Below are 18,233 nucleotides of genomic sequence, written 5' to 3' on the forward strand. Positions count from 1 at the left end.
ATGGCGTCGGGTTCAGCCTCGCTGCTCTACGCTCATAACGCGGCGCCGATCATTCGCCATCTGGAGCGCGCCGACGTCACAGAACTCGTCATCAACGAGCCCGGCCTGATTGGACTGGAAACTCGCGCGGGTTGGGAGTGGCACGAGGAGCCTTCGCTCGACAGTTCGTCTTTGATGACGCTCTCGCGGCTCATCGCCGGCTGCACCAAACAGGATGTCAGCGCTGAGTATCCGATCGTATCATCGGTCCTTCCAGGCGGTGAACGAGCGCAGGTCGTCGTTCCACCCGCAGTCGAGCAAGGCTTCATCTCGATCACGGTACGCAAAGCATCCGGTGTCTCGATGGACCTCGACGATTTCGATCGGGCCGGTCTTTTCAGTGAGGTGCGTGCCAAAGGGCTTCACGAGGAGATCGATGCGGCGTTGCTCGCGCGGCGCGCGGCCGGTGATTGGAAGGCGTTCTTCCGACTGGCCGTGGAAGCGAAGAAGAACATTCTGATTTCCGGCGCCACAGGATCGGGCAAGACCAGCTTTTCGAAGGGGCTCATCAAGCTGATCCCCGACCATGAGCGGATCCTGACGATCGAGGATACGCGCGAGCTGGTCGTGCCGCAGCGCAACCGCGTCCACATGATGTACGCCAAGGACGGCAAGGGGCTGCAGAAGGTCGGGGCAAAAGAGTTGCTGGAGTCTGCCCTTCGCATGCGCCCTGATCGCATCCTCCTCCAGGAGCTGCGCGATGGAACGGCGTTCTTCTACCTAAGGAACGTCAACAGCGGTCATCCCGGATCGATCACCACCGTCCACGCCAATACGGCCGAGGGCGCGCTCGAGCAGCTCACGCTCCTGGTGAAGGAGTCGGACGGCGGAAGCGACCTCGACCGCCATGACATCAGAGCATTGCTGCGGTCGCTGGTGGACATCGTCGTGCAAATGGACCGGCTGCCCCCGCGAGACGGGCAGCCTGCGCGCTATCGCATGACGGAGGTGTGGTTCGATCCGGCGGGTAAGCCGCGAGACTGAGGAGGGTCGCGCGTGAGCGGCAAGTGGGTCCGGAGCAGCGAAGGGTCGCAACCCGGCGCAATCATCTTTCTAACGGTGATCGGCCTTGCGTTCAGCGCGGCGATCGGAGCCGTCGCAGTCCTCTGCCGCGCGCATCTTCTCAGTGCCAAGACACCGTGGCTGAAGGTCCCGGCGGCCCTGTGGTCGATGCGTGCCTATCCGATCATCTACAAGCCGTTCATCGTCGGTTTCGGGATCGGACTGGTGCTCACCGGATTTCTGATCGCGTCTTCGCTCTTCCGGCGGCAGACCCTCCATGGCGAGGCGCGCTGGGCGCGGCCGGGCGAGGTTCGCAAGGGCAAGCTGCTCGGCAAGGCAGGCATCGTCCTGGGCAAGTTCGGCGGAAAGGTGATGCGCTTCGACGGATCCGAGCACGTGCTGCTCGAGGCTCCGACCAGGGCTGGCAAGGGCGTTGGCGTCATCATTCCCAACCTGCTCGACTGGCCCGACTCCCTAGTAGTTCTCGATATTAAGCAGGAGAATTGGGACAACACGGCCGGCTATCGCCTGAAGGAGCTGGGCCAGCGTGTCGTCCTGTTCAACCCGCTTGATCCATCCGGACGGACGGCTCGCTACAATCCGCTCAGTTATATCGATCGTCGCAATCCGGTCGAGGTGATCAACGAACTGCAGAAAATCGCGGTCATGCTGTTCCCCGATCCGCTGACCGGCGACAAGTTCTGGGCCGAGGGGGCACGTACGGCGTTTCTTGGCGTCACGGCCTATATCGCTGCGACGGCCGACGATGGCGAAGACGCGCTCCCCTTCACGTTCGGTGAAGTCTACCGGCAGTTCGCAGCTGGCGACGCGCAGCGACGGTTCCCGAAGATCATCGAGCAGCGCAAAGCGACCGGGAAGCCGCTGTCTGGGGGCTGCGAATCTGCCATCCGTGATTACACGTCGTCGTCGGCGAACACGTTCACGGGGCTTCGTCAGTCGGTGACGGCCAAGGTCAATGCGTGGCTGAACCCCTATGTCGATGCCGCCACTTCGGAAAGCGACTTCGATCTGCGCGACTTCCGAGATGAGCGTATCTCGCTGTATCTCGGTGTCTCGCCCGACGACCTCGATCGCGCCGCGCCGATCTACGGCTTGCTGTTCCAGCAGCTCGTCGACCTGAATGTGCGCGAACTGCCAAAGGGAGATCGGCACCGGGTGAAGGTGCTTCTCGCGCTCGACGAATTCGCCAGCCTCGGCAAGTGCTCCGTCCTGGCGAACGCCTTCAGCTACGTCGCCGGCTATGGTCTCCGGCTGCTTCCGGCCTTCCAATCGATCGAGCAGATCCAAGGCGTCTACGGCGACAAGGTGGCGGCCGACATCGAACGCAATTGTGCCGTGCGGCTCATCCTCCGCCCGGCAGGGCTGTCCGATGCGAAGAATATCTCCGAGCAGCTTGGCACGTACACGTTCAAATCACGATCGCGCTCGATAGGGACCTGGGGAGGCGGGGGTGGCTCCACGTCGCTGTCCGATCAGCGCCGCCCGTTGATGCTTCCCCAGGAGGTTGAAATGTTGCCAGAGGACGATCTCATTGTCTTTCGGCGTGGCATGTATGCGACCTATGGCAAGAAGGTTCGATACTATGCCGAGAAGAAGCTCGCGGCACGCACACGGATCGCGCCACCTGCCATGCCGATGATCCGGCTCGATCCCGCGGTGGCCCGCAATAGCTTGAGGGTCATTCAGGCAAGCGAGTCCGGCGCGGAGGACGCTGCTGCGATTGCCGCTTCCGGCCTCGCGTCGCCGAATTCAACCCATGGGAGCTCTGATCAACGGCGTACCTTGCTCAGTCGTACCGCCGTGGACGCAGCCTTGGCTGTGCCTCCAAGCGCACGAACAAAGGAGCTGTTCGATCATCTGATCGCACTCAACATTCGGGTCGCTTAGTTTCTCGGCAATCGCCGATGGCCAGATAATTAGACCCTCAAAGATCAGCATGGGCGACGCGATCCCACACGCGGTCATTCACGACTTTTCTTCGGCCCGAGCTTCTTCATGACCGCGGGCCAGGTCAGCGATTACACCGGTGCGGCGGCGCTGCTCGACGACCCGCACAAGGGCGCAGTGGCTGCTCAGTGATCGCGGCTATGACGCCGTCGGGTCAGGAATGCTCTTAACGCCAAGGGCATTAAACCCGGCATCCCGCGTCGAAGGTCGGGTAAAGAGTCGCTCAGATACGACTAAGCCGCATCGAGATCATGTTCGGCCGTCTGAAGGACTGGCGCCGTGTCGGCTCCCGCTACGATCGGTGCCCAAACGCCTTTTTCTCCGACGTCGCCTCGCGGCCACCATCATCTCCTGGCTGCGATCAACGAGTCCAGACCCTAGCTACTCCCCCCAGCTAGGTCGATAGGACGCCAAGTCGCACCGTTTCGCTTCGCGAACCGTGAAAAGCTTTCCGGAGTGTGACGCTCGATCACGTTGGCTTCATAGTCGACTACAACGAAGATTGGGTCTGCGGCGTTCGGGACCACGTCGCCCACGGCAAGCAAATAGGAATGCGTCAGCCCCCCGTAGAACTGCATGGTGATCATGACACAGCCAGGTTTTTCGCCCTCCGGTGTCTTGGTGGCGACCAGGAGCAGATGATGGTGTGCGAGCACCGGGAAAGCTTCGGTAAATTTCTTGGCTTCCTCGATCGAAAGCTGAACGACGCTGCCAGTTCCGTAGCGCGCATAGTCTCGGGCGCTGGCAAATGCTGGCGTCCGAACAGCTGCGTCTCCAAACAGATGAGCACAGACGTTTACGCCTATTTTGACCAGCACTCTGTCATAGGCAACGGGATCCATGGTCTGGCGAAGATGGATTCCGGGCGTGTCGGTACTGATTGAGGTGGCGTCAGCGGGGACGACGAGCTTCGGGTGGTTTTGACGGATTAGGGTTAGCAGGCTGGCGACAGCCTCGACATCTTCCGCCCGGCAAGTCATCGCCCCCCTGCCCCTACGAAAGACACGCGCGGTAAGAGTTCCGGTTGTTTCGGTATTTGGGTACTCGAGCGGCTCGAGCCAGACGGCCCCGCGCGGCGCTGCTGCGGCGCTGTCGACCTCGCCCGGCTGGTAAGCGACGCCGTCCCAGCGCAAGAAAGTCAGACGGTAACGCACCTCGACACCGTCCCGCAGCTTTTCACAAAGCGTAAGCAGGTCGGCGAGTGCCCCAGATCGCGAATCAACTCGTTCGCCGACGCCGCGTCGGTCGCGCTGACAGTCATCCGTTCGGGCGGTACGTAGTTCACTTGCGGCCAAACCATTGACTGGCCTCCGCTGCCAAGCTCCTGTTCAAGAAGCAGACCGGACTGTGGATCATCAAAGTAACTGACCGGCGCGTAAATAGAGGGCGCGGCAGTCCTTTTGCCCCGCTTTCGTGACCGGGTCTGCTTGAACAAGCGGGCGATCGCCAGAGGAGAGGCGCGCATTACCTTCGTTTCCATGGGAGAGAAAACGTCAGTATTGCAGACCCCGCAGACGACATCCTTCAGCAACCACTTGCCGTCGTCACCGCCCATGCCCGCCGGGACGACGTGCTCTTCAGTATAAGGGCCGTCGGAAGGACAGTAGATGCAGGTCACGCTTGATCTCCGTGGTGAGCAAAGCTTGTCGGTCGTTCCGTGCAGTCTCGCCTGCCGTGCCGACAACGCTTACATCCAGACAGCGCAACCGATTGAGATCCGTTTCAACACCCAAGCGCTCAGCCCGACAACGCCATCTCGATCCTGTCTTCGCTCCAGTAGGGATCGATGAACGGACACTCGTAGCTCGGGCCGACATGATCGAGCTTAGCGGAGGCGAAGAAGCCTCTGGCGGCATCGTGGAGCGTTTCGGGAATAATTAGGAACGCCGGTTCCGTCTCTGCAAACGGTAGGTCGCCGACGTGTCGCCACTCGCGCTCCCACTCGAAAAGGTAGGTCGAGACACCATAGGTGCCGGGCAAGTCCACAAAGGGCGCCAAATTCCAGACCGGAGCGGCCGGATCGCCGGCTGCGCTATGGACCAGGGCATTGATCGCCTGCGCCTGCGGCGTATCCTTATAGGCATAGAGGATCGGCCCGCCGCCTCGCTCGACCAGAAACTCCTTGCGAAAGCCGATCCCGTGCTGACCTCGCGCGTCAGCCAGGCGCTTGAAGTGATGAAGCGGCACCTCACTAAAACAGACCGAGCGCTTGGCGTGCGGAAGATGGCGTCCGGCACCGAACGCCTTCATCGCGACAATGCGCCGCTCGTACAGGATCGCAATTGCGTTATCATAGGCCGATTTGAACTTAGACTCCTTGGCGAAGTGGACTACGTATTTGGACATGTCCTTCCATGCAGGATCAATTGTGCCGATCAGCGGCATCGCAGGGGCCATGGGCTAGGCGAACCGGAGCGGCATCGTGCAACTGCCATGGCTTACCAAGCTCCTCGCGCGACGGTCGCCGGCAGCCGCAGGTCACGAACCAGCCCGTCATTGCTGCCGATCGTCAGCGATGGCTTCTGCTTACCTCGACGCGTGCCGAACCATGTTTCAGCGATGTGGATAATATCGGTGTTGATAGGCCGGTCTAGGACGTGATCGATCAAGCGCTCGCTCAGCTCCGGATCGGGCATCGTAAAGTAGTCGCCGGCCTTCTTTAGCTGGTTGAGGTCGGGTGCTTCATCGGATAGCCGCTTCTGCAACATTCGGCGTGGAATGGCCACTTCCTGCTGCACGTCCTGGAACGCTTCTTGGTACAAGGGAGACATGAAGTCGATCACGTGGGTCTCGGTTTGGACCCACATGTGGAAGCCGTCTTCGTCGAACTCTACGGTACCTCCCCCATCCCGCCCGAAGAACATGACCTTCTCGGGTTCGACGCATAGCGCAAAACCTCCGGCTACCGCCCTGGCCGGTATCTTGTAATGCTTGTTCAAGATTAAGGCGCCGATGCAGGCAAAGAGCGTGCACGCCTTGCCGGGATTGCCCTCGTCCTTGATCGTGCCGTGGATCACCTGATGGATGCGGTTGAACTCGGATAACGGAAGCAGAAAAGTGCTCATACAGTCTTATATGTGATCGCCCCAGGCCAGTGCCTAGAGCTGACGGCTTCCTGCGGCACTGACGAGAACCGGCAGATTTCGAGAAGCGGGTGTTTTGGTTCAGTCCGACCGATCTCACAACGCTGGCTGCCTCTACTTTACAGGCGGCCTGAGTTGGCTAGCGTGGCCCGGGAGGGGAATGGCTTGGCACCTGAGATAGATAGTGATGACTTCGCACGGCGCTTCGCGCTGCGACCTGGTCAGCTCATGTGGTTTCTGGGCGCGGGTGCGTCTGTCTCTGCGGGCGTGCCCACCGCATGGGACATGATCTGGCAGTTCAAGCAGATCCTCTATGCGGCGCAGCGGCGGGTGCCGCTTTCGACCATCGCCGACACCGGCAATCCGAGTGTGCGTGCGTTGCTCGACGCCCATGTCAGCGGATCGGGCAGCTTACCAGTCCCCGGTGCTCCGGACGAATATGCGGCGCTATTCGAAGCAGCTTATCCCGCCGAGAAGGACCGTCGAACGTTCATCGATGGCATGATCGGCGGCGCAAAGCCTGCTTATGGCCACCTAGCGCTCGCTGCCCTGCTAAAGGCGGGGCATGCTCACCTGATCTGGACCACCAACTTCGATCACCTCGTCGCGGATGCCTGCGCACAAACCTATGGCACCACCAAGTCGCTCAGCGTCGTGGCCATTGATGCGCCTGATCTGGCAGCCGAGCAGATTGCAGCGCAGCAATGGCCTATCGAGGTCAAGCTGCACGGCGATTTCCGGTCCCGCCGGCTCAAGAACACACCCGACGAGCTCAGGCAGCAGGATGCACAGCTCAGAGAGGTGCTCGTCGATTCCTGCCGCCGATCCGGTCTGGTCGTCGGGGGGTATAGCGGACGCGATGCGTCCATTATGGATGCGCTCGAGGCAGCACTCGAACGCCCCGGCGCCTTCCCGGGAGGCTTGTTTTGGCTGCATCGCGGCGAGGAGCCACCCTTCGAACGCGTCAACCAGCTGCTCGAACGCGCCCAGGCGGTTGGCGTCGACAGCGGGCTGGTCCGTATCGAGAATTTGGACGAAGCGCTTCGCGATCTCGTGCGTCTGTTGCCTGACCTCGACTCGACAGCGCTCGACAGCCTGGGTCAGAAGCAACGCTGGTGGACAGCCGCCCCGGCGCTGACCGGCAAACATAACTGGCCTCTCGTCCGACTAAATGGGATCGAGGTCGAATCCATACCGACAAACGCCCGCCGCGTCGTTTGTGGAATTGGTGGGGCGGCAGACGTCCGGGATGCAATACTCGCGGCGAAGGCTGATCTGATTGCTACCCGCACCAGCGGGGGAGTCATTGGGTTCGGCTCGGACCAGGAGTTTCGCCGCGTCTTCGCCCCCTACGATATCACGGACTTTGATCTGTCCGTCTTTGAGGATCGGCGACTGCGTTACGATTCCGGTGAACGAGGCCTGCTGCGAGAGGCGCTGGTTCGTGGGCTGTGCAGTGTACATGGGCTTGATGCCCAGCGGCGGCGCAACGTCCATATCCTGGCACCGCACGACCCGGCAGATGAGCATTGGGGGTCGCTGCGCAGCTTGGTGGGACCGCTCCAAGGTCGGATCGACGGCGGCAAGGTACGATGGCGGGAGGGAGTAGCGGTCCGCTTGGATTGGGCGGACGACCGCTTGTGGCTCTTGGTTGAGCCCCGGATCGATACGGACGACGATGGCTCAACCGCAAGCCGGGCCAAGGCGGCCGACTTTGCGCGCGAGCGAACAGCGCGCCGCTACAACCGGGATGCGGATAAGCTCATCGATTTCTGGACGGGACTGTTTGCCGGAGAGAATGTGCGGGCACTGGGGATTGGAGATGGGATCGACGCTTCGTTCGCCGTCGGGCGACGAACCGCGTTCTCGTTCAGGGTGACGCCATGAGCAGCGAAATTTCGCCCCACGTCTGGTATCCGGAGCCGGAACTCCTCTTCCATCCTGAGCGCAGCGGCGATCGAGATATTCATCCGCTACGCGGCCTCAAGAGGTTTGGTCCCTTTTCCGCCTCGCAGGTGCCCAGTCCCATTCGGGTTGCCACCATTGCGCCGGCCGGAGAGTCCACCCGCCTGTTCGGCTTCATGCAAGAGCTCCACCGGACGTTTTCGCCACGTGAACGAACCGATTATCTTCCCGAGTGGCCGGGCTTCTCGGCCGTGTTCAACACGCGGGTAACCGCGGCACCGGCCAAGTGCCGTGTCGAACTTGAGCCGGCACTGGACGCCGATCTCGCCGCGAGCCCGGCGCCGCATACTCTGCTGGCCGACCGCCTTATCCAAGCAGTTCGCTGCTTGGAGGCGTTTCGCACGGAGTTCGACGTTCTGTTCGTCTACCTGCCCGATCGCTGGGAGGCCGCCTTCTTCGGCCACGACGATGACTTCGACCTGCACGACTATCTGAAGGCCTTTGCAGCAATTCGCGGGATGCCGATCCAGATCGTGCGTGAAGGGCGCGCGCTCTCCTATTCATGTCGAGCGAGCGTGATGTGGCGTATCGGCCTCGCAATCTATGCCAAGGCTGGCGGCATTCCTTGGAAGTTGGCTGACACCAAGGCGGAAACGGCCTTCATCGGCATTTCCTATGCCGTTCGTAATGACGACAGCGGTAGTCCACGTTTCGTAACCTGCTGCAGTCAGGTTTTCGATGAGGACGGCGCCGGATTAGAATTTATCGCGTTTGATACCAATGAAATTCAGGTACAACGGGAGAACCCGTTTTTGTCTCGTGCCGAGATGTTCCGAGTGATCACGCGGTCGCTCGAACTCTACAGGCGACGACACGGGGGACGCTCACCTCGACGCGTGATGATCCACAAGACCACCGAATTCAAAAGCGACGAGATCGCTGGTTGCTTCGAAGCGCTACCGGTCTGCGAAGCGGTCGATCTCATCCAAGTCGTTGATGAGGTCGGGTGGCGTGGTGTCTGGTGGGAGCAGGACCCCAACAATCCACGCCGCAATCAGGCCGCCGCATATCCGGTCAAACGGGGAACGCTGGTACAGCTCGGCCCACGAGACGCGCTGCTTTGGATACACGGCGCGGTAGACGGCTTGGGCAAGCGGCCGCACCTTCAGGGCGGGCGGGGAACTCCCAAGCCGATCCGGCTTGTGCGCCACGCCGGACATGGCTCGTGGGATGACACGGCTATGGCGGCATTGGCGCTTTCCAAGATGAATTGGAACAACGACGGACTCTACGATCCCCTACCCGTGACCATGAGCTACGCCAAGGTCCTAGCGCGGGTTCTTAAACGAATGCCCCGCTTGGGGAGTACCCCGTTTCAGTTCCGCTTCTTCATGTGACGCGCTCATTGACATGTGGCGCACGGCTTCAGCGTCTCTTCCTCAGATTGTACGTGATTCAAAGCTATCGATCACGGAGTATTTCTTCCCTCGCGCCGACGTTCTTCGGATCAGATGCCAACTCAGGTCTGTCGCCGACACTCAGGCGATCTGAAATCGTCTGATGCAACGCAGCCAATCCGCTTGCTAGGCTCTGCTCAGGCAGCGCAACACCCTCCCGCCTTGCCGCCGCCATGATGTCCATCGCACCAGCGAGCTCCGGCTCAGCGTAGAGCATTGCGCCCTCCCCCGCTTGCCACACCTCGACCAGCGCCTCGGACCGCGCGCGCTGCGCCTCGGCCGATCGGTCCGCCGCTATTGTCGAGCGCGGCAATGGCGGCATCACAGCACCTCGACGCTCCAGTTCGTCGCGGGTGATCGCAGCCAACTTGTATCGCAGACGGCGGCCTGCGCGATCGTCTGTCGGTGACGGGCGGTACTGGCTAATCAGAAGAGCGGTCAGCGCCGCAGTATCGACCGTCCGCGCCTTCTCCCGCCAATCCACGATGGCGCGGCGGGTTGAAGTGCGGTCTGCGGGTTGGCTGATGACGAAGAGCTCGAGCAGCGGATCGTCGAGGACATCGGCCGGCAATGGAGCGGCGTTGCCAGCGGCCGCGGCATGCGCCCAGCCCGCGACCTGCGCAACACGGGCGAACCCCTCCCCCATCTCGCCCCGGGTCTCGGAGACTTCGGACGCGAGATGCTCGAGATTAGGCTGGAGGTCCGTCGCGATGGCCTGCGCAGCATCGATGGTCTCGAGCCTTGCAAGGATGTCGGCCTGATTTGCTTCGAGGCGCTTGCTGCGTTCGCCGATCTCTTCGACCTGGTCCTGCATCAGTGTCAGCGCGTCAAGAATGGCGGCTAGGGCGGCAGTCTGACTGACATCGCTCATCGCGTCGGCCCTCCCCTACCAGGGCTTCGATCCCGCTCCCGCTCGCGGGCCATCCGCGCGCGTTCTCGCTCCTGAACCTGACGCATTACCTCGTCGATATCGGTCGGTGCGGTTGCCGGATCGTGGCGGGTGATTGGTGTCCGAGTTTCCTCCTTCTGCCGCTCGGGGTCGACGGGTTCGGGCGAGCGGACCGCATCCGTCTGATCGCGAAGACGACGTGCCTCGATCCGGTCCCTCATCGCGCTGGACCGGGCGATCGCGGCGGCGATCGGGTCCGCTGGCGCATCGCTTGCCTCCGCTTCGAGTCCACCAAGTCGGGTGTCCAACGCCCGCAGCACGCGGAGCGTATGGGCGGCCTGGATGGAGTTCGGTTCGGGGTCGGGCAGAACCTCGACGAACCGTTGCAGGCTTTTCGCGACCGTCTGGTTGACGACCGACGGGGTGGCACTGAGCTCGGCGATCGACTGCAGATAGGCGTCCCTGACGACGGCCTGTTGCTCGGTAAGGATAGCCCGAACCGGATCGGCTGTGGTCGCGTTCGCGAAGCGTTGTGCGCGCGCGAGGCGGTTCGTGTCGAGCCGCGGTACCTGGCCGTTTGCTCGCACTTTCCTGGCAGCGATCGGCTCATGCTTGGGGTCTACCCCCCTCGCCTTCGCCGGCGTCGCATTCGCCTCTATGCCGCGGTCGCGCAGCTTCTGGGCGAAGCGCTGGCGGTAGCGGAAGAGGTCGTCACGGGTGGGGTGAAAACGTCGACCATCATGGTCGCGCCGTGCGAAGGTCAGGTGAACGTGCGGATGATCCCGGTCAATGTGGAGCGACGCGACCCAGGACCGGTTCGCGAATTCCTCCCGCGCGAAATCCAGCGCGGCCGCCTTGAGGCGTTCGGGATCGGTACCCGATGGCATCGAAAGGATCATCGATAGCGACGTCGCGCCCTTGCGGCGGGCATCGTCGCCCATCTCCCATTCCTGCCAATCCTGCGCGAGCTCCTGCATGGCGCGTCCGTCACGGAGCACCTCCTCGTCGCTCGTATACAGCGCCAATTGCTTGTCGGTGCCGTGACCAAGGCGACTGATGTAGGCGAAATTGGCGAGCACGTGCCCGCTGCCATGCTGACGTCCCGTGATGCGAACGAGGACCTCGGGGACCCGGCGTGCGGTTCGGTCCATCGTCGCGATAGCGCGACGACTGACGGCGCCTTGGGCGCCCGCACCGAATGCCTGCTTCGTCGCATAAGGTTGGCGACCGCCACCCGGTCGGCTCGTGGCCTTCGGGAACATGGAGGCGACCGCGAGCCTCAGCATTGTTCCGCCCTGCTTTGCTGGTGGAGGCGACCCGCCCCCGCTGCCGAGCCTCTGCTTCTTCGCTGGCGCGAAGATCCCCGCCATCGTGTCGAGCGTGCCCGGCGACAGGTTGAGGCTCACGCGCGCGGTGCTCCGAACGCGCCGGTCCAATACGCGACTTCGCCCCCGACATAGGCGGACAGGCTGCGCCGAGTGGCGTGCAGAACGATCTTCAGGTCGGCGCACGTCTCCAGAAAGGGTTCCGCAATCCGCGCGATGTCGAGGCTGCTCTCGGGCTGGTTGGCGGCATTCATGGCATGGACCGCCTGGTTGATGTTGCGGCCGATCAGAAGGATCTGCTTGCGGACTTTTCCGACCTCCTCCTTCATGGCCGGGCATAGCCGGAGCTGCGCGGCCTTGTCCCAGAGCTGCCAGCGCAGGGCGCGTTTGATCCACTCGTTGCGGGACAGGCCGAGCGGCGCGCCAACAATATCGATCGCCTCGATCTCGCGCCGGTTGAGGCGGACCGTCACCCGGACCTGCTCGTCTGAATGACCCTCGTGATCGAGCCTACCTGCCGCCCCCGCGATGGGCAGGTCATCATGTTCCGACGCAAGCACCGTGCGCGTGAGGATCTGCGCGATCCAGGCGCTCCGGGTCTGGCCATGGGCGGCCGCGACGCGGTCGATCTCCGCGATCAGATCGTCCTTGAGCCGAAGACTGATCACCACTTTCAAAGCCCCGTGCAGCGGTGCCATCGAGCCAATGTATTACATTGGTGCCAGATGGCATATCCTGCCATCCCTCATAATTGATCCACCCTCGTACAAAAACCAATTAGATGGAGTGAAATCACTCCAGACGCGGAGTGGGCTGTATTGCCGAGGTTATTGCAAGCACATGGACGCCTGATATGTTCGACAGTCGAACGGCCTTGGCAGTCGTCATTGATGCCGGTCCGGTATCGACACCGTCGATCTGGACAAGATCAATACCCTGATACCTAGTAATCTTGGAGAGGGTCGGCCATGTTTGTGCTGTCCACGAATTGCAGCACAAGAGAGAACGCCACATGCCTCGTGCGAAATCCAACACCGGTGATCTGGCGGCCATCGCGGCGAGACGCGAGGCGCTGCTTGCCGAACTGGCGCGCGTCGACGAGCAGGCGAAGCAAGCGACGGAAGCGGCCCGTGACGCCGGTCGTCCTGTCCTTCTGGCCGCGCTCGAGCGGGTCAAGATCGCTGCCATCGAGAAGTCCGACGCCCGCACGATCGCAGCGGCGCTCGCCTCCCATGGCGGCAAGGCAGTGGCTGAACGACTGGCCGCGCTCTCGGGCTGATCGGTCGGCCGGGGCGAGCGTATTCTGGAGGATCGCATGTCCGACCAACGGCGTGTCAGCGGCAGCCGTTCGCGGATCCGATCGCGCGAAGGGAACAGGGCATCAGAGCGGCGTTCCCGCGACCCCCTCCCCCTCTCCGCTTGCCGGCGACCAGTCCCCGGAGCTCGGATAGCTGTCGTGAACGGTCGCTCGACGGATCGTCGGTAGCACACCCGTCGTAGCGGATGCCGTTCCCGCGATCGCACCAGTCCGTCGCAGCGAGGACGGCACCGGCTCCCGGCAACCAAGGCTCCTCGGCCGCTAGCCTCGCGCCTTTCACCAGCCCCATCGCGGTCGCAACGGGTACGATGGCGGGACATGGGCGATCGTGCGGAGTCGCTGACGTTGCCTAGATCATGACGACCAGGCGATCCGATCGAGGCTATCGGCAGATAGCGAGCTCCGTTGCCGCTGGTCCGCTTCCCAACGGCCGCTGACCCGCGTTTGGCGTGCACGCGCAAGCCCCAACGCGACGCTACCTGACACAGGAACGGTCACCCTGCGGCCGATCAATCACACCGATTCGTCGCTCGGCATGAGGAGCGACGGGGATGGTCCCTGGCGGTCAGCCCCCCTCCCCTTCCGGCCGGTGTATGACGCCGGCTGTGCTGGCGGAGTGCCATCGACGGGGCGGTCGCGATCATGGCCGGGAGACTTACCCCCTCCCCTCCCCGGTCAGCTTGTCGTCACTTCCCGGCTTTTGCCTTCCGCGCCTCTTCGGTCAGGGCCAAGTCAAGGAGAAGCGTCATTGCCTCACCCTTTGAAACGCGGTTGCGCCAGACGAAGTCCTCGAAGCGAGCACGATCCTCGGGACGGCACCGGACGTGCACCGCGTCGGTAAAGGTCGGCTGCCGGACCTTGGGCGCCGGCCGCTGCGCCGGTGCGGGAGCCGGCTTTTCGGAGCGAAAGCCCAGCCCCTCCCCTGCTGATTTGGCTGCGGCCAGCTGTTCAGCGGTGGGGACCGGAATGTCATCATCAGCGGCGAAGCTGGTGATCGATCGACGCGATGCCGCAGGCTTCTCGCTCATGCGCCCAGTCCTTCCTTGAGCAGCGTCACTACGTCGAACGCGAAGGCGTTAGCGTTCGCCTTCGCGCTGTCGAGTGAACCGACATCCGCCGCAGTCATGTCGTCCAGCGTACCGCCCATACTGAACAGGCCGCGGAATGCACCGCGCTCGGCGATAGCGGTCGAGATCATCGGGACGTCTGCATCTTCCAGATTGCCGACGACGGCTTTCAGGTCACGCGGCCACAGCCTCGTCGAAGCAGGCGTCCGCGTCAGAACCGCGGCAAAGGGCAAGGGGCGCTGGCGCGCGGTACCGGCATTGCGAATCGCCTTGAACGCGCGCGCAGCTTCCATGGCGTCGAGTTCGGAGCCCTGGATCGGGACAAGGGCGAGATGCGACATCATCAGTGCGTTGGTCGCCCGCGCGCTGGCCTTCCCTTCCAGGTCGACGATGACATAGTCGGCGCGTTTACGCGCCGCGTCGATCGTACTGATGATCTCGTCCTCATCGATCTCGGGTACCACCTCGATATTGTCAGGCTTCCCGTCCTTCGCCGCCCAGCGTGACAGCGGGAAATTCGGGTCGGCGTCGATCATCACGACGCTCGACCCTTTCGAAGCGAGAACCGTCGCGAGAATGAGCGAGGTAGTGGTCTTCCCCACCCCGCCCTTCGGGGACAGCATCGATATCACCGGCAACAGATGTCTCCTCAGGTTGATCGGCGGATGTGCACATGTGACGCACCAACCACGCCGCGAACGTGTGACCAAAGTTGCACAAGCCCCCATTGGTGACAAGTGCGCGATGGTCGCTTGCGCACTTTATTGACATGTAAGCCGTGTGAACATGGGCACCGCGTGAGCATTGCGGGCGTTGGATGGCTGGCAATGGGTCAGGCACCGGACGCGGCTTGCACTCGCGTCCGACAAGCGACCACAGTGCCGCGTTCCCGACAGCATCGCCCCGTGCGCCAGGGGACCGCCTTCGCTCGGCGATCGGACGGCACGTTCAAGCGCCACGTGTGAGCATGCTCACATTGAGCACATGCTCACGAGGAAACTCGCAGAGGCACTCGCCCTCCCCTGCCCTCACGCCTGCTTAGGACGACCAGCGTCTATTCCACGCAACCGCGTTCAGCCAGCGATGGGAGTTGACCGAGTTTCGCCGACCGAGCAATCAGCGCAACCAAACCGCCGAGGCGTTGTCCGATCGCCTTTCGCGACCGGCGACGTCAGCGATCCCAGTGCAGCCTTGGTGTGGTCGTAAGCTCACCGCGGCGACATGTTCACACCGCACTCATGTACACATCGCTCTGATATTCACCCTGGTCACACGTTCACATAGCTAGGACGTTCACCTTGGCGACATGCTCACCGCCTGAATATGTTCACCTCGATACCCGTGGAACGGCCTCGCCACATCATTGGCCATCCTGTCACCGCCCGCACCCGAACCGCGCGGCGCTGCCGCGGGGAGGGGGAGCAGGTCGTCGGCGCTCTGCTGGTGAGTGCAGCTACCTGGGACGAATAGGCTCCTGTACTGGCGAGAGGCGCAACCGCGCTTCAGCCGCGACGATCCTCCTTGAACCTGTCGACAATGCGCCCATGTTCACGCTGTGAACGTTTGCGCGCGCCGTTGTGCGTATCACCGCCCCGCGAGAAGACCCTGCGGCAGAGAGCAAGCTGGACCGAATTCCTACCGGCTCGCGGCTACTTGGTCGCGAGGTTTATACATTCACCGCGCTGACATGTTCACGCCGTGCACACGTCCCAACCTTCAAAATGCTCACACCGTGAACGTTAGCCATGTGCTCACTCGGTGCACATTGTACACTTTGCGCACATGGTCGTCGGAGGCATGGTGCACCGGCTTGCCTCGGTGGCGGCCACGTCGCCGGCCGGAATGGTCGCTGCGCCCAGGCAATAACCAACGGTCGCCCTGACCATCTAGCCGCACACCAGCCAGACATACGACGCCGATCGCAGAATGGCGTCGCCCACCAGCAGCGTTGCGTCGGCCGGAAACGACGGCCGATAGCTTTGGCCGCGCCGGATCCAGAGGCCATCCAAGCTCGGCAGGGTTGACAAGGGGAGGTCGCCCAAATGCGATGCCGCGTCATGCGCGCCGACTTTGCGAGCCAAAGATGCGCCGAAAGAAGCTGACGAACGCTCGGCAGGTGCCGCCGCACAATTTCGACCTCGATGTCGCGCGGCCGCTTTGCCACTACACCTCTGCTCCGTGCAGCCGGCGGCCAGGAAGCCGGCGGCGTGCCCCGCGGGGCACGCCGTCGCTTCGGAACCGGGTGTTGGAAACCAAGAGTGAGCTTGGCGCGAACGCCTTTAGCCGGGCGGCCTGGACATACGCGTCCGCCACCCGGTCAATCGAACCGGCTCTCACTCTTCGGGGTTTCCACGCCCCGGCCCGCGTCTCCGCAGGCGCCTCATCCTTACCGAACGGCTGCACCGCGGCGCAACCCGCCATTGTCCCGCTATTCTGTGGTATCTCTCGAAGAAGCCTTCTCCCTTGGGCCAGCGCCCGCCGCGATCGCCTAGAGACCGACGACAGGGAGAGAAAATCGCGAGGATCCCCCCTCAAGGTCTGACGGCTCACTCCTCCCAGAGCGGCTTGGGATTGCGGCGACGCTTGGCCTTTGATGGCCGGGGGAGGGGGGATGCCGCATCGAGCTCCCGATTGATTGCCGCCAGGTCCGAACGCCACGCCTGGATACGAGCCGATTGGTCATGCATGGAAAGCCTCCGTCTGTTCGAGTGAAGACGAGGTGCCGCTGGACGGTCGGTTGGGGCCGGGGTCCAGGACTGCGCCAGCAGCCGCGCGAGCGGGGCGTGGGGGAGCCGATTGTCTCGGCCCTGGAGCGCCAGCGGAACGGGCCGGGAGAATTGGGGGAACCGCGCATCCTTGACGCCGACCCCGGCCGGCCGTCACACTGGGGAGACGTCGACGACAGCCTCTTCTTTTTTTCCCGTTGGACGCGGCGATCCGCGAGCAAGCGACATGCCCCAACGAGGTAACGAGCCCAAGACGGCCCCGATATGACGCGGCCGTGCAGGTGCAGCTTCGCCGGGTTGACCGAGCGCGGTCACGGCATCGCTGCGTGGGTCACCATGATCGATGGCGACAGCTCCCCTGACCATCGCGATCCTCGGCCTGGCGCCTCTCGCCGGATCGGACGCACTGGGCGCGCTGCCAGCACCGGACCCCGGCGGCAGGACCGCCGGAGCCCGACCGATCAGCGCTCGTCGGCGCGCATGATCGTCAGGACGCGTACCGTCACGGATGGGTCTGAGGGGTCTTCCGAGCCGGCGGACAGGTCGGCGTTGTAATAGTCGATCTTCCACATGCAGGCTGCGCCTTCAAAGTCGAACGTGCCGAGGTCGTGTTCGCCATAAGGGTCGTTCGCGCGCGTGAAGGCGTCATAGCCCCGGATCGCTCGGAGGAGTTCGGCGCGCTTGCGGAAGTTGCGGAAGATGCCAACGTCGCCGATCAGTTCGGCGATCCCGCTGGTCATCATGACCCGGTCGGTGCCGGGCTGGGTGATGTGATCGCGCAGCCGGTCGTTGAGGCGCGCGATCGCGCTGGCGGCATCGGCGGTACTTGCAGGCCGGGGGGTGGCATCGGACATGACGGTCTCCTTGACGCTCGAGCCCCGGTGATCGGGGCCTTTCGACACGCGGCAGGACCGCCGGGGCATAGCCGCCCGGCGCACCCGAAGGGTCGAAACGGCAGTGGAGAAGCCCGCGCCAGCGGGCTTGCGCCGGGCTGCGCCTCGGCGAGGACGTGCGCGCCAGGAAAGTCCCGGATGATCGCCGGAAGAGAGTAGGGGGCCGCCCTGCCAAGCCGCCCCACCATGCTGGACGAAAGCGGAGCCGACCCGCTATCCTTCATCGATGGAGACCGGCGCCGACATCATCGCCCTGTGGCCCCGCTGGCTGGAAAACGTCGGCGAGATGCGTCGGATGAACGCGCTCGTTCGCGTACGCTGCGCGGTCTGCGGGACGATACTGCGCGTCGACCTCGACGACATCGTTGCCCGCCATGGCGTGGGCTATTCGCTGGTCGACAAGCTGGAGCGCTGCCGAATGGTCGGCTGTGCGGGCTCGACCTTCTATCTCGCATCGCGGACCTACGGGCAGGCCTGGACGGCGCTGCTGCGCGATCCGGCGTTGCTCGGGAGCTTCGCGACGTTGCCACCGGTCCGTACCGCGCTCGGTTGACGGCCCAC

16 protein-coding genes and 1 pseudogene are annotated in these 18,233 nt (G+C 63.2%); 7 read left to right on the forward strand and 10 right to left on the reverse strand.

Annotated elements, in window-relative coordinates; translation table 11 throughout:
* From virB11 to GGR47_RS16740, 3 genes and pseudogenes are all read left to right on the forward strand, one after another.
* A complete protein-coding gene (gene virB11, locus GGR47_RS16730; protein WP_043061310.1) occupies nt 1–1,023 on the forward strand; it encodes a P-type DNA transfer ATPase VirB11 in 1,023 nt (340 codons plus the stop codon).
* Between the two features lie 12 nt (nt 1,024–1,035).
* The gene (locus tag GGR47_RS16735) at nt 1,036–2,949 is read left to right on the forward strand and encodes a type IV secretory system conjugative DNA transfer family protein (RefSeq protein WP_061780304.1); all 1,914 of its coding nucleotides are present in this window, start codon (nt 1,036–1,038) and stop codon (nt 2,947–2,949) included.
* A 102-nt stretch (nt 2,950–3,051) separates the two neighbouring features.
* Nucleotides 3,052–3,415, forward strand: a pseudogene (locus tag GGR47_RS16740) (transposase); the annotation flags it as partial.
* Here the strand turns inward: GGR47_RS16740 and GGR47_RS16745 are convergent.
* From GGR47_RS16745 to GGR47_RS16760, 4 genes are all read right to left on the reverse strand, one after another.
* Nucleotides 3,387–4,163 (reverse strand): hypothetical protein, encoded by a 777-nt coding sequence (locus GGR47_RS16745; protein ID WP_043061311.1) that lies wholly within the window; start codon nt 4,161–4,163, stop codon nt 3,387–3,389. The pseudogene GGR47_RS16740 and the gene GGR47_RS16745 sit on opposite strands and share 29 nt — an antisense overlap.
* A complete protein-coding gene (locus GGR47_RS16750; protein WP_043061312.1) occupies nt 4,148–4,627 on the reverse strand; it encodes a hypothetical protein in 480 nt (159 codons plus the stop codon). Before GGR47_RS16750 ends, GGR47_RS16745 begins: the two co-directional genes overlap by 16 nt.
* Before the next feature lie 119 nt (nt 4,628–4,746).
* On the reverse strand, nt 4,747–5,394 hold the full coding sequence (locus tag GGR47_RS16755; protein WP_043061332.1) for an abortive infection system antitoxin AbiGi family protein: 648 nt from the start codon (nt 5,392–5,394) through the stop codon (nt 4,747–4,749).
* A gap of 53 nt (nt 5,395–5,447) precedes the next feature.
* Nucleotides 5,448–6,074 (reverse strand): DUF2026 family protein, encoded by a 627-nt coding sequence (locus GGR47_RS16760; protein ID WP_043061313.1) that lies wholly within the window; start codon nt 6,072–6,074, stop codon nt 5,448–5,450.
* A 303-nt stretch (nt 6,075–6,377) separates the two neighbouring features.
* On the opposite strand from GGR47_RS16760, the gene GGR47_RS16765 reads away from it, so the two are divergent.
* Complete coding sequence (locus GGR47_RS16765) at nt 6,378–7,979, forward strand: SIR2 family protein (protein WP_208663142.1); 1,602 nt, start codon at nt 6,378–6,380, stop codon at nt 7,977–7,979.
* A complete protein-coding gene (locus GGR47_RS16770) occupies nt 7,976–9,394 on the forward strand; it encodes an argonaute/piwi family protein (RefSeq protein ID WP_043061314.1) in 1,419 nt (472 codons plus the stop codon). The genes GGR47_RS16765 and GGR47_RS16770 overlap by 4 nt, the downstream gene beginning before the upstream one ends.
* A gap of 64 nt (nt 9,395–9,458) precedes the next feature.
* Here GGR47_RS16770 and GGR47_RS16775 read toward each other — a convergent pair whose 3' ends face one another.
* The 3 genes from GGR47_RS16775 to GGR47_RS16785 are packed head-to-tail and all read right to left on the reverse strand — an operon-like array spanning nt 9,459 to nt 12,366.
* A complete protein-coding gene (locus tag GGR47_RS16775; protein ID WP_116462766.1) occupies nt 9,459–10,325 on the reverse strand; it encodes a hypothetical protein in 867 nt (288 codons plus the stop codon).
* Entirely contained in the window at nt 10,322–11,749 is a 1,428-nt protein-coding gene (locus GGR47_RS16780; protein WP_241769347.1) for a relaxase/mobilization nuclease domain-containing protein, read from the reverse strand. Before GGR47_RS16780 ends, GGR47_RS16775 begins: the two co-directional genes overlap by 4 nt.
* Entirely contained in the window at nt 11,746–12,366 is a 621-nt protein-coding gene (locus GGR47_RS16785) for a ribbon-helix-helix domain-containing protein (protein WP_217498064.1), read from the reverse strand. The genes GGR47_RS16780 and GGR47_RS16785 overlap by 4 nt, the downstream gene beginning before the upstream one ends.
* Before the next feature lie 314 nt (nt 12,367–12,680).
* Here GGR47_RS16785 and GGR47_RS16790 point away from each other — a divergent pair, with 314 nt between their 5' ends.
* The gene (locus tag GGR47_RS16790; RefSeq protein ID WP_043061316.1) at nt 12,681–12,947 is read left to right on the forward strand and encodes a hypothetical protein; all 267 of its coding nucleotides are present in this window, start codon (nt 12,681–12,683) and stop codon (nt 12,945–12,947) included.
* A 725-nt stretch (nt 12,948–13,672) separates the two neighbouring features.
* On the opposite strand, the gene GGR47_RS16795 is transcribed toward GGR47_RS16790, so the two are convergent.
* The 3 genes from GGR47_RS16795 to GGR47_RS16805 all read right to left on the reverse strand — a co-directional run bounded on the left by GGR47_RS16795 (nt 13,673) and on the right by GGR47_RS16805 (nt 17,633).
* Nucleotides 13,673–14,014, reverse strand: coding sequence for a hypothetical protein (locus GGR47_RS16795; RefSeq protein ID WP_043061317.1), 342 nt, complete (start codon nt 14,012–14,014; stop codon nt 13,673–13,675).
* Nucleotides 14,011–14,676 (reverse strand): ParA family protein, encoded by a 666-nt coding sequence (locus tag GGR47_RS16800; protein WP_243403485.1) that lies wholly within the window; start codon nt 14,674–14,676, stop codon nt 14,011–14,013. Before GGR47_RS16800 ends, GGR47_RS16795 begins: the two co-directional genes overlap by 4 nt.
* Before the next feature lie 2,564 nt (nt 14,677–17,240).
* On the reverse strand, nt 17,241–17,633 hold the full coding sequence (locus tag GGR47_RS16805; RefSeq protein WP_061780325.1) for a DUF3768 domain-containing protein: 393 nt from the start codon (nt 17,631–17,633) through the stop codon (nt 17,241–17,243).
* A gap of 265 nt (nt 17,634–17,898) precedes the next feature.
* On the opposite strand from GGR47_RS16805, the gene GGR47_RS16810 reads away from it, so the two are divergent.
* Entirely contained in the window at nt 17,899–18,225 is a 327-nt protein-coding gene (locus GGR47_RS16810; RefSeq protein WP_043061319.1) for a hypothetical protein, read from the forward strand.
* Nucleotides 18,226–18,233 lie beyond the last annotated feature (8 nt).

Origin of the sequence: Sphingomonas aquatilis, assembly GCF_014196115.1 — a bacterium.
GTDB lineage: Bacteria > Pseudomonadota > Alphaproteobacteria > Sphingomonadales > Sphingomonadaceae > Sphingomonas > Sphingomonas aquatilis.

What these genes read in the sequence shown, in the direction of transcription:
- virB11 (WP_043061310.1), top strand. Translation starts at nt 1, where the DNA reads ATGGCGTCGGGTTCAGCCTCGCTGCTCTACGCTCATAACGCGGCGCCG.
- GGR47_RS16795 (WP_043061317.1), bottom strand. Translation starts at nt 14,014, where the DNA reads ATGAGCGAGAAGCCTGCGGCATCGCGTCGATCGATCACCAGCTTCGCC.
- GGR47_RS16805 (WP_061780325.1), bottom strand. Translation starts at nt 17,633, where the DNA reads ATGTCCGATGCCACCCCCCGGCCTGCAAGTACCGCCGATGCCGCCAGC.
- GGR47_RS16755 (WP_043061332.1), bottom strand. Translation starts at nt 5,394, where the DNA reads ATGCCGCTGATCGGCACAATTGATCCTGCATGGAAGGACATGTCCAAA.
- GGR47_RS16810 (WP_043061319.1), top strand. Translation starts at nt 17,899, where the DNA reads ATGGAGACCGGCGCCGACATCATCGCCCTGTGGCCCCGCTGGCTGGAA.
- GGR47_RS16770 (WP_043061314.1), top strand. Translation starts at nt 7,976, where the DNA reads ATGAGCAGCGAAATTTCGCCCCACGTCTGGTATCCGGAGCCGGAACTC.
- GGR47_RS16785 (WP_217498064.1), bottom strand. Translation starts at nt 12,366, where the DNA reads ATGGCACCGCTGCACGGGGCTTTGAAAGTGGTGATCAGTCTTCGGCTC.
- GGR47_RS16800 (WP_243403485.1), bottom strand. Translation starts at nt 14,676, where the DNA reads ATGCTGTCCCCGAAGGGCGGGGTGGGGAAGACCACTACCTCGCTCATT.
- GGR47_RS16790 (WP_043061316.1), top strand. Translation starts at nt 12,681, where the DNA reads ATGCCTCGTGCGAAATCCAACACCGGTGATCTGGCGGCCATCGCGGCG.
- GGR47_RS16765 (WP_208663142.1), top strand. Translation starts at nt 6,378, where the DNA reads ATGATCTGGCAGTTCAAGCAGATCCTCTATGCGGCGCAGCGGCGGGTG.
- GGR47_RS16760 (WP_043061313.1), bottom strand. Translation starts at nt 6,074, where the DNA reads ATGAGCACTTTTCTGCTTCCGTTATCCGAGTTCAACCGCATCCATCAG.
- GGR47_RS16775 (WP_116462766.1), bottom strand. Translation starts at nt 10,325, where the DNA reads ATGAGCGATGTCAGTCAGACTGCCGCCCTAGCCGCCATTCTTGACGCG.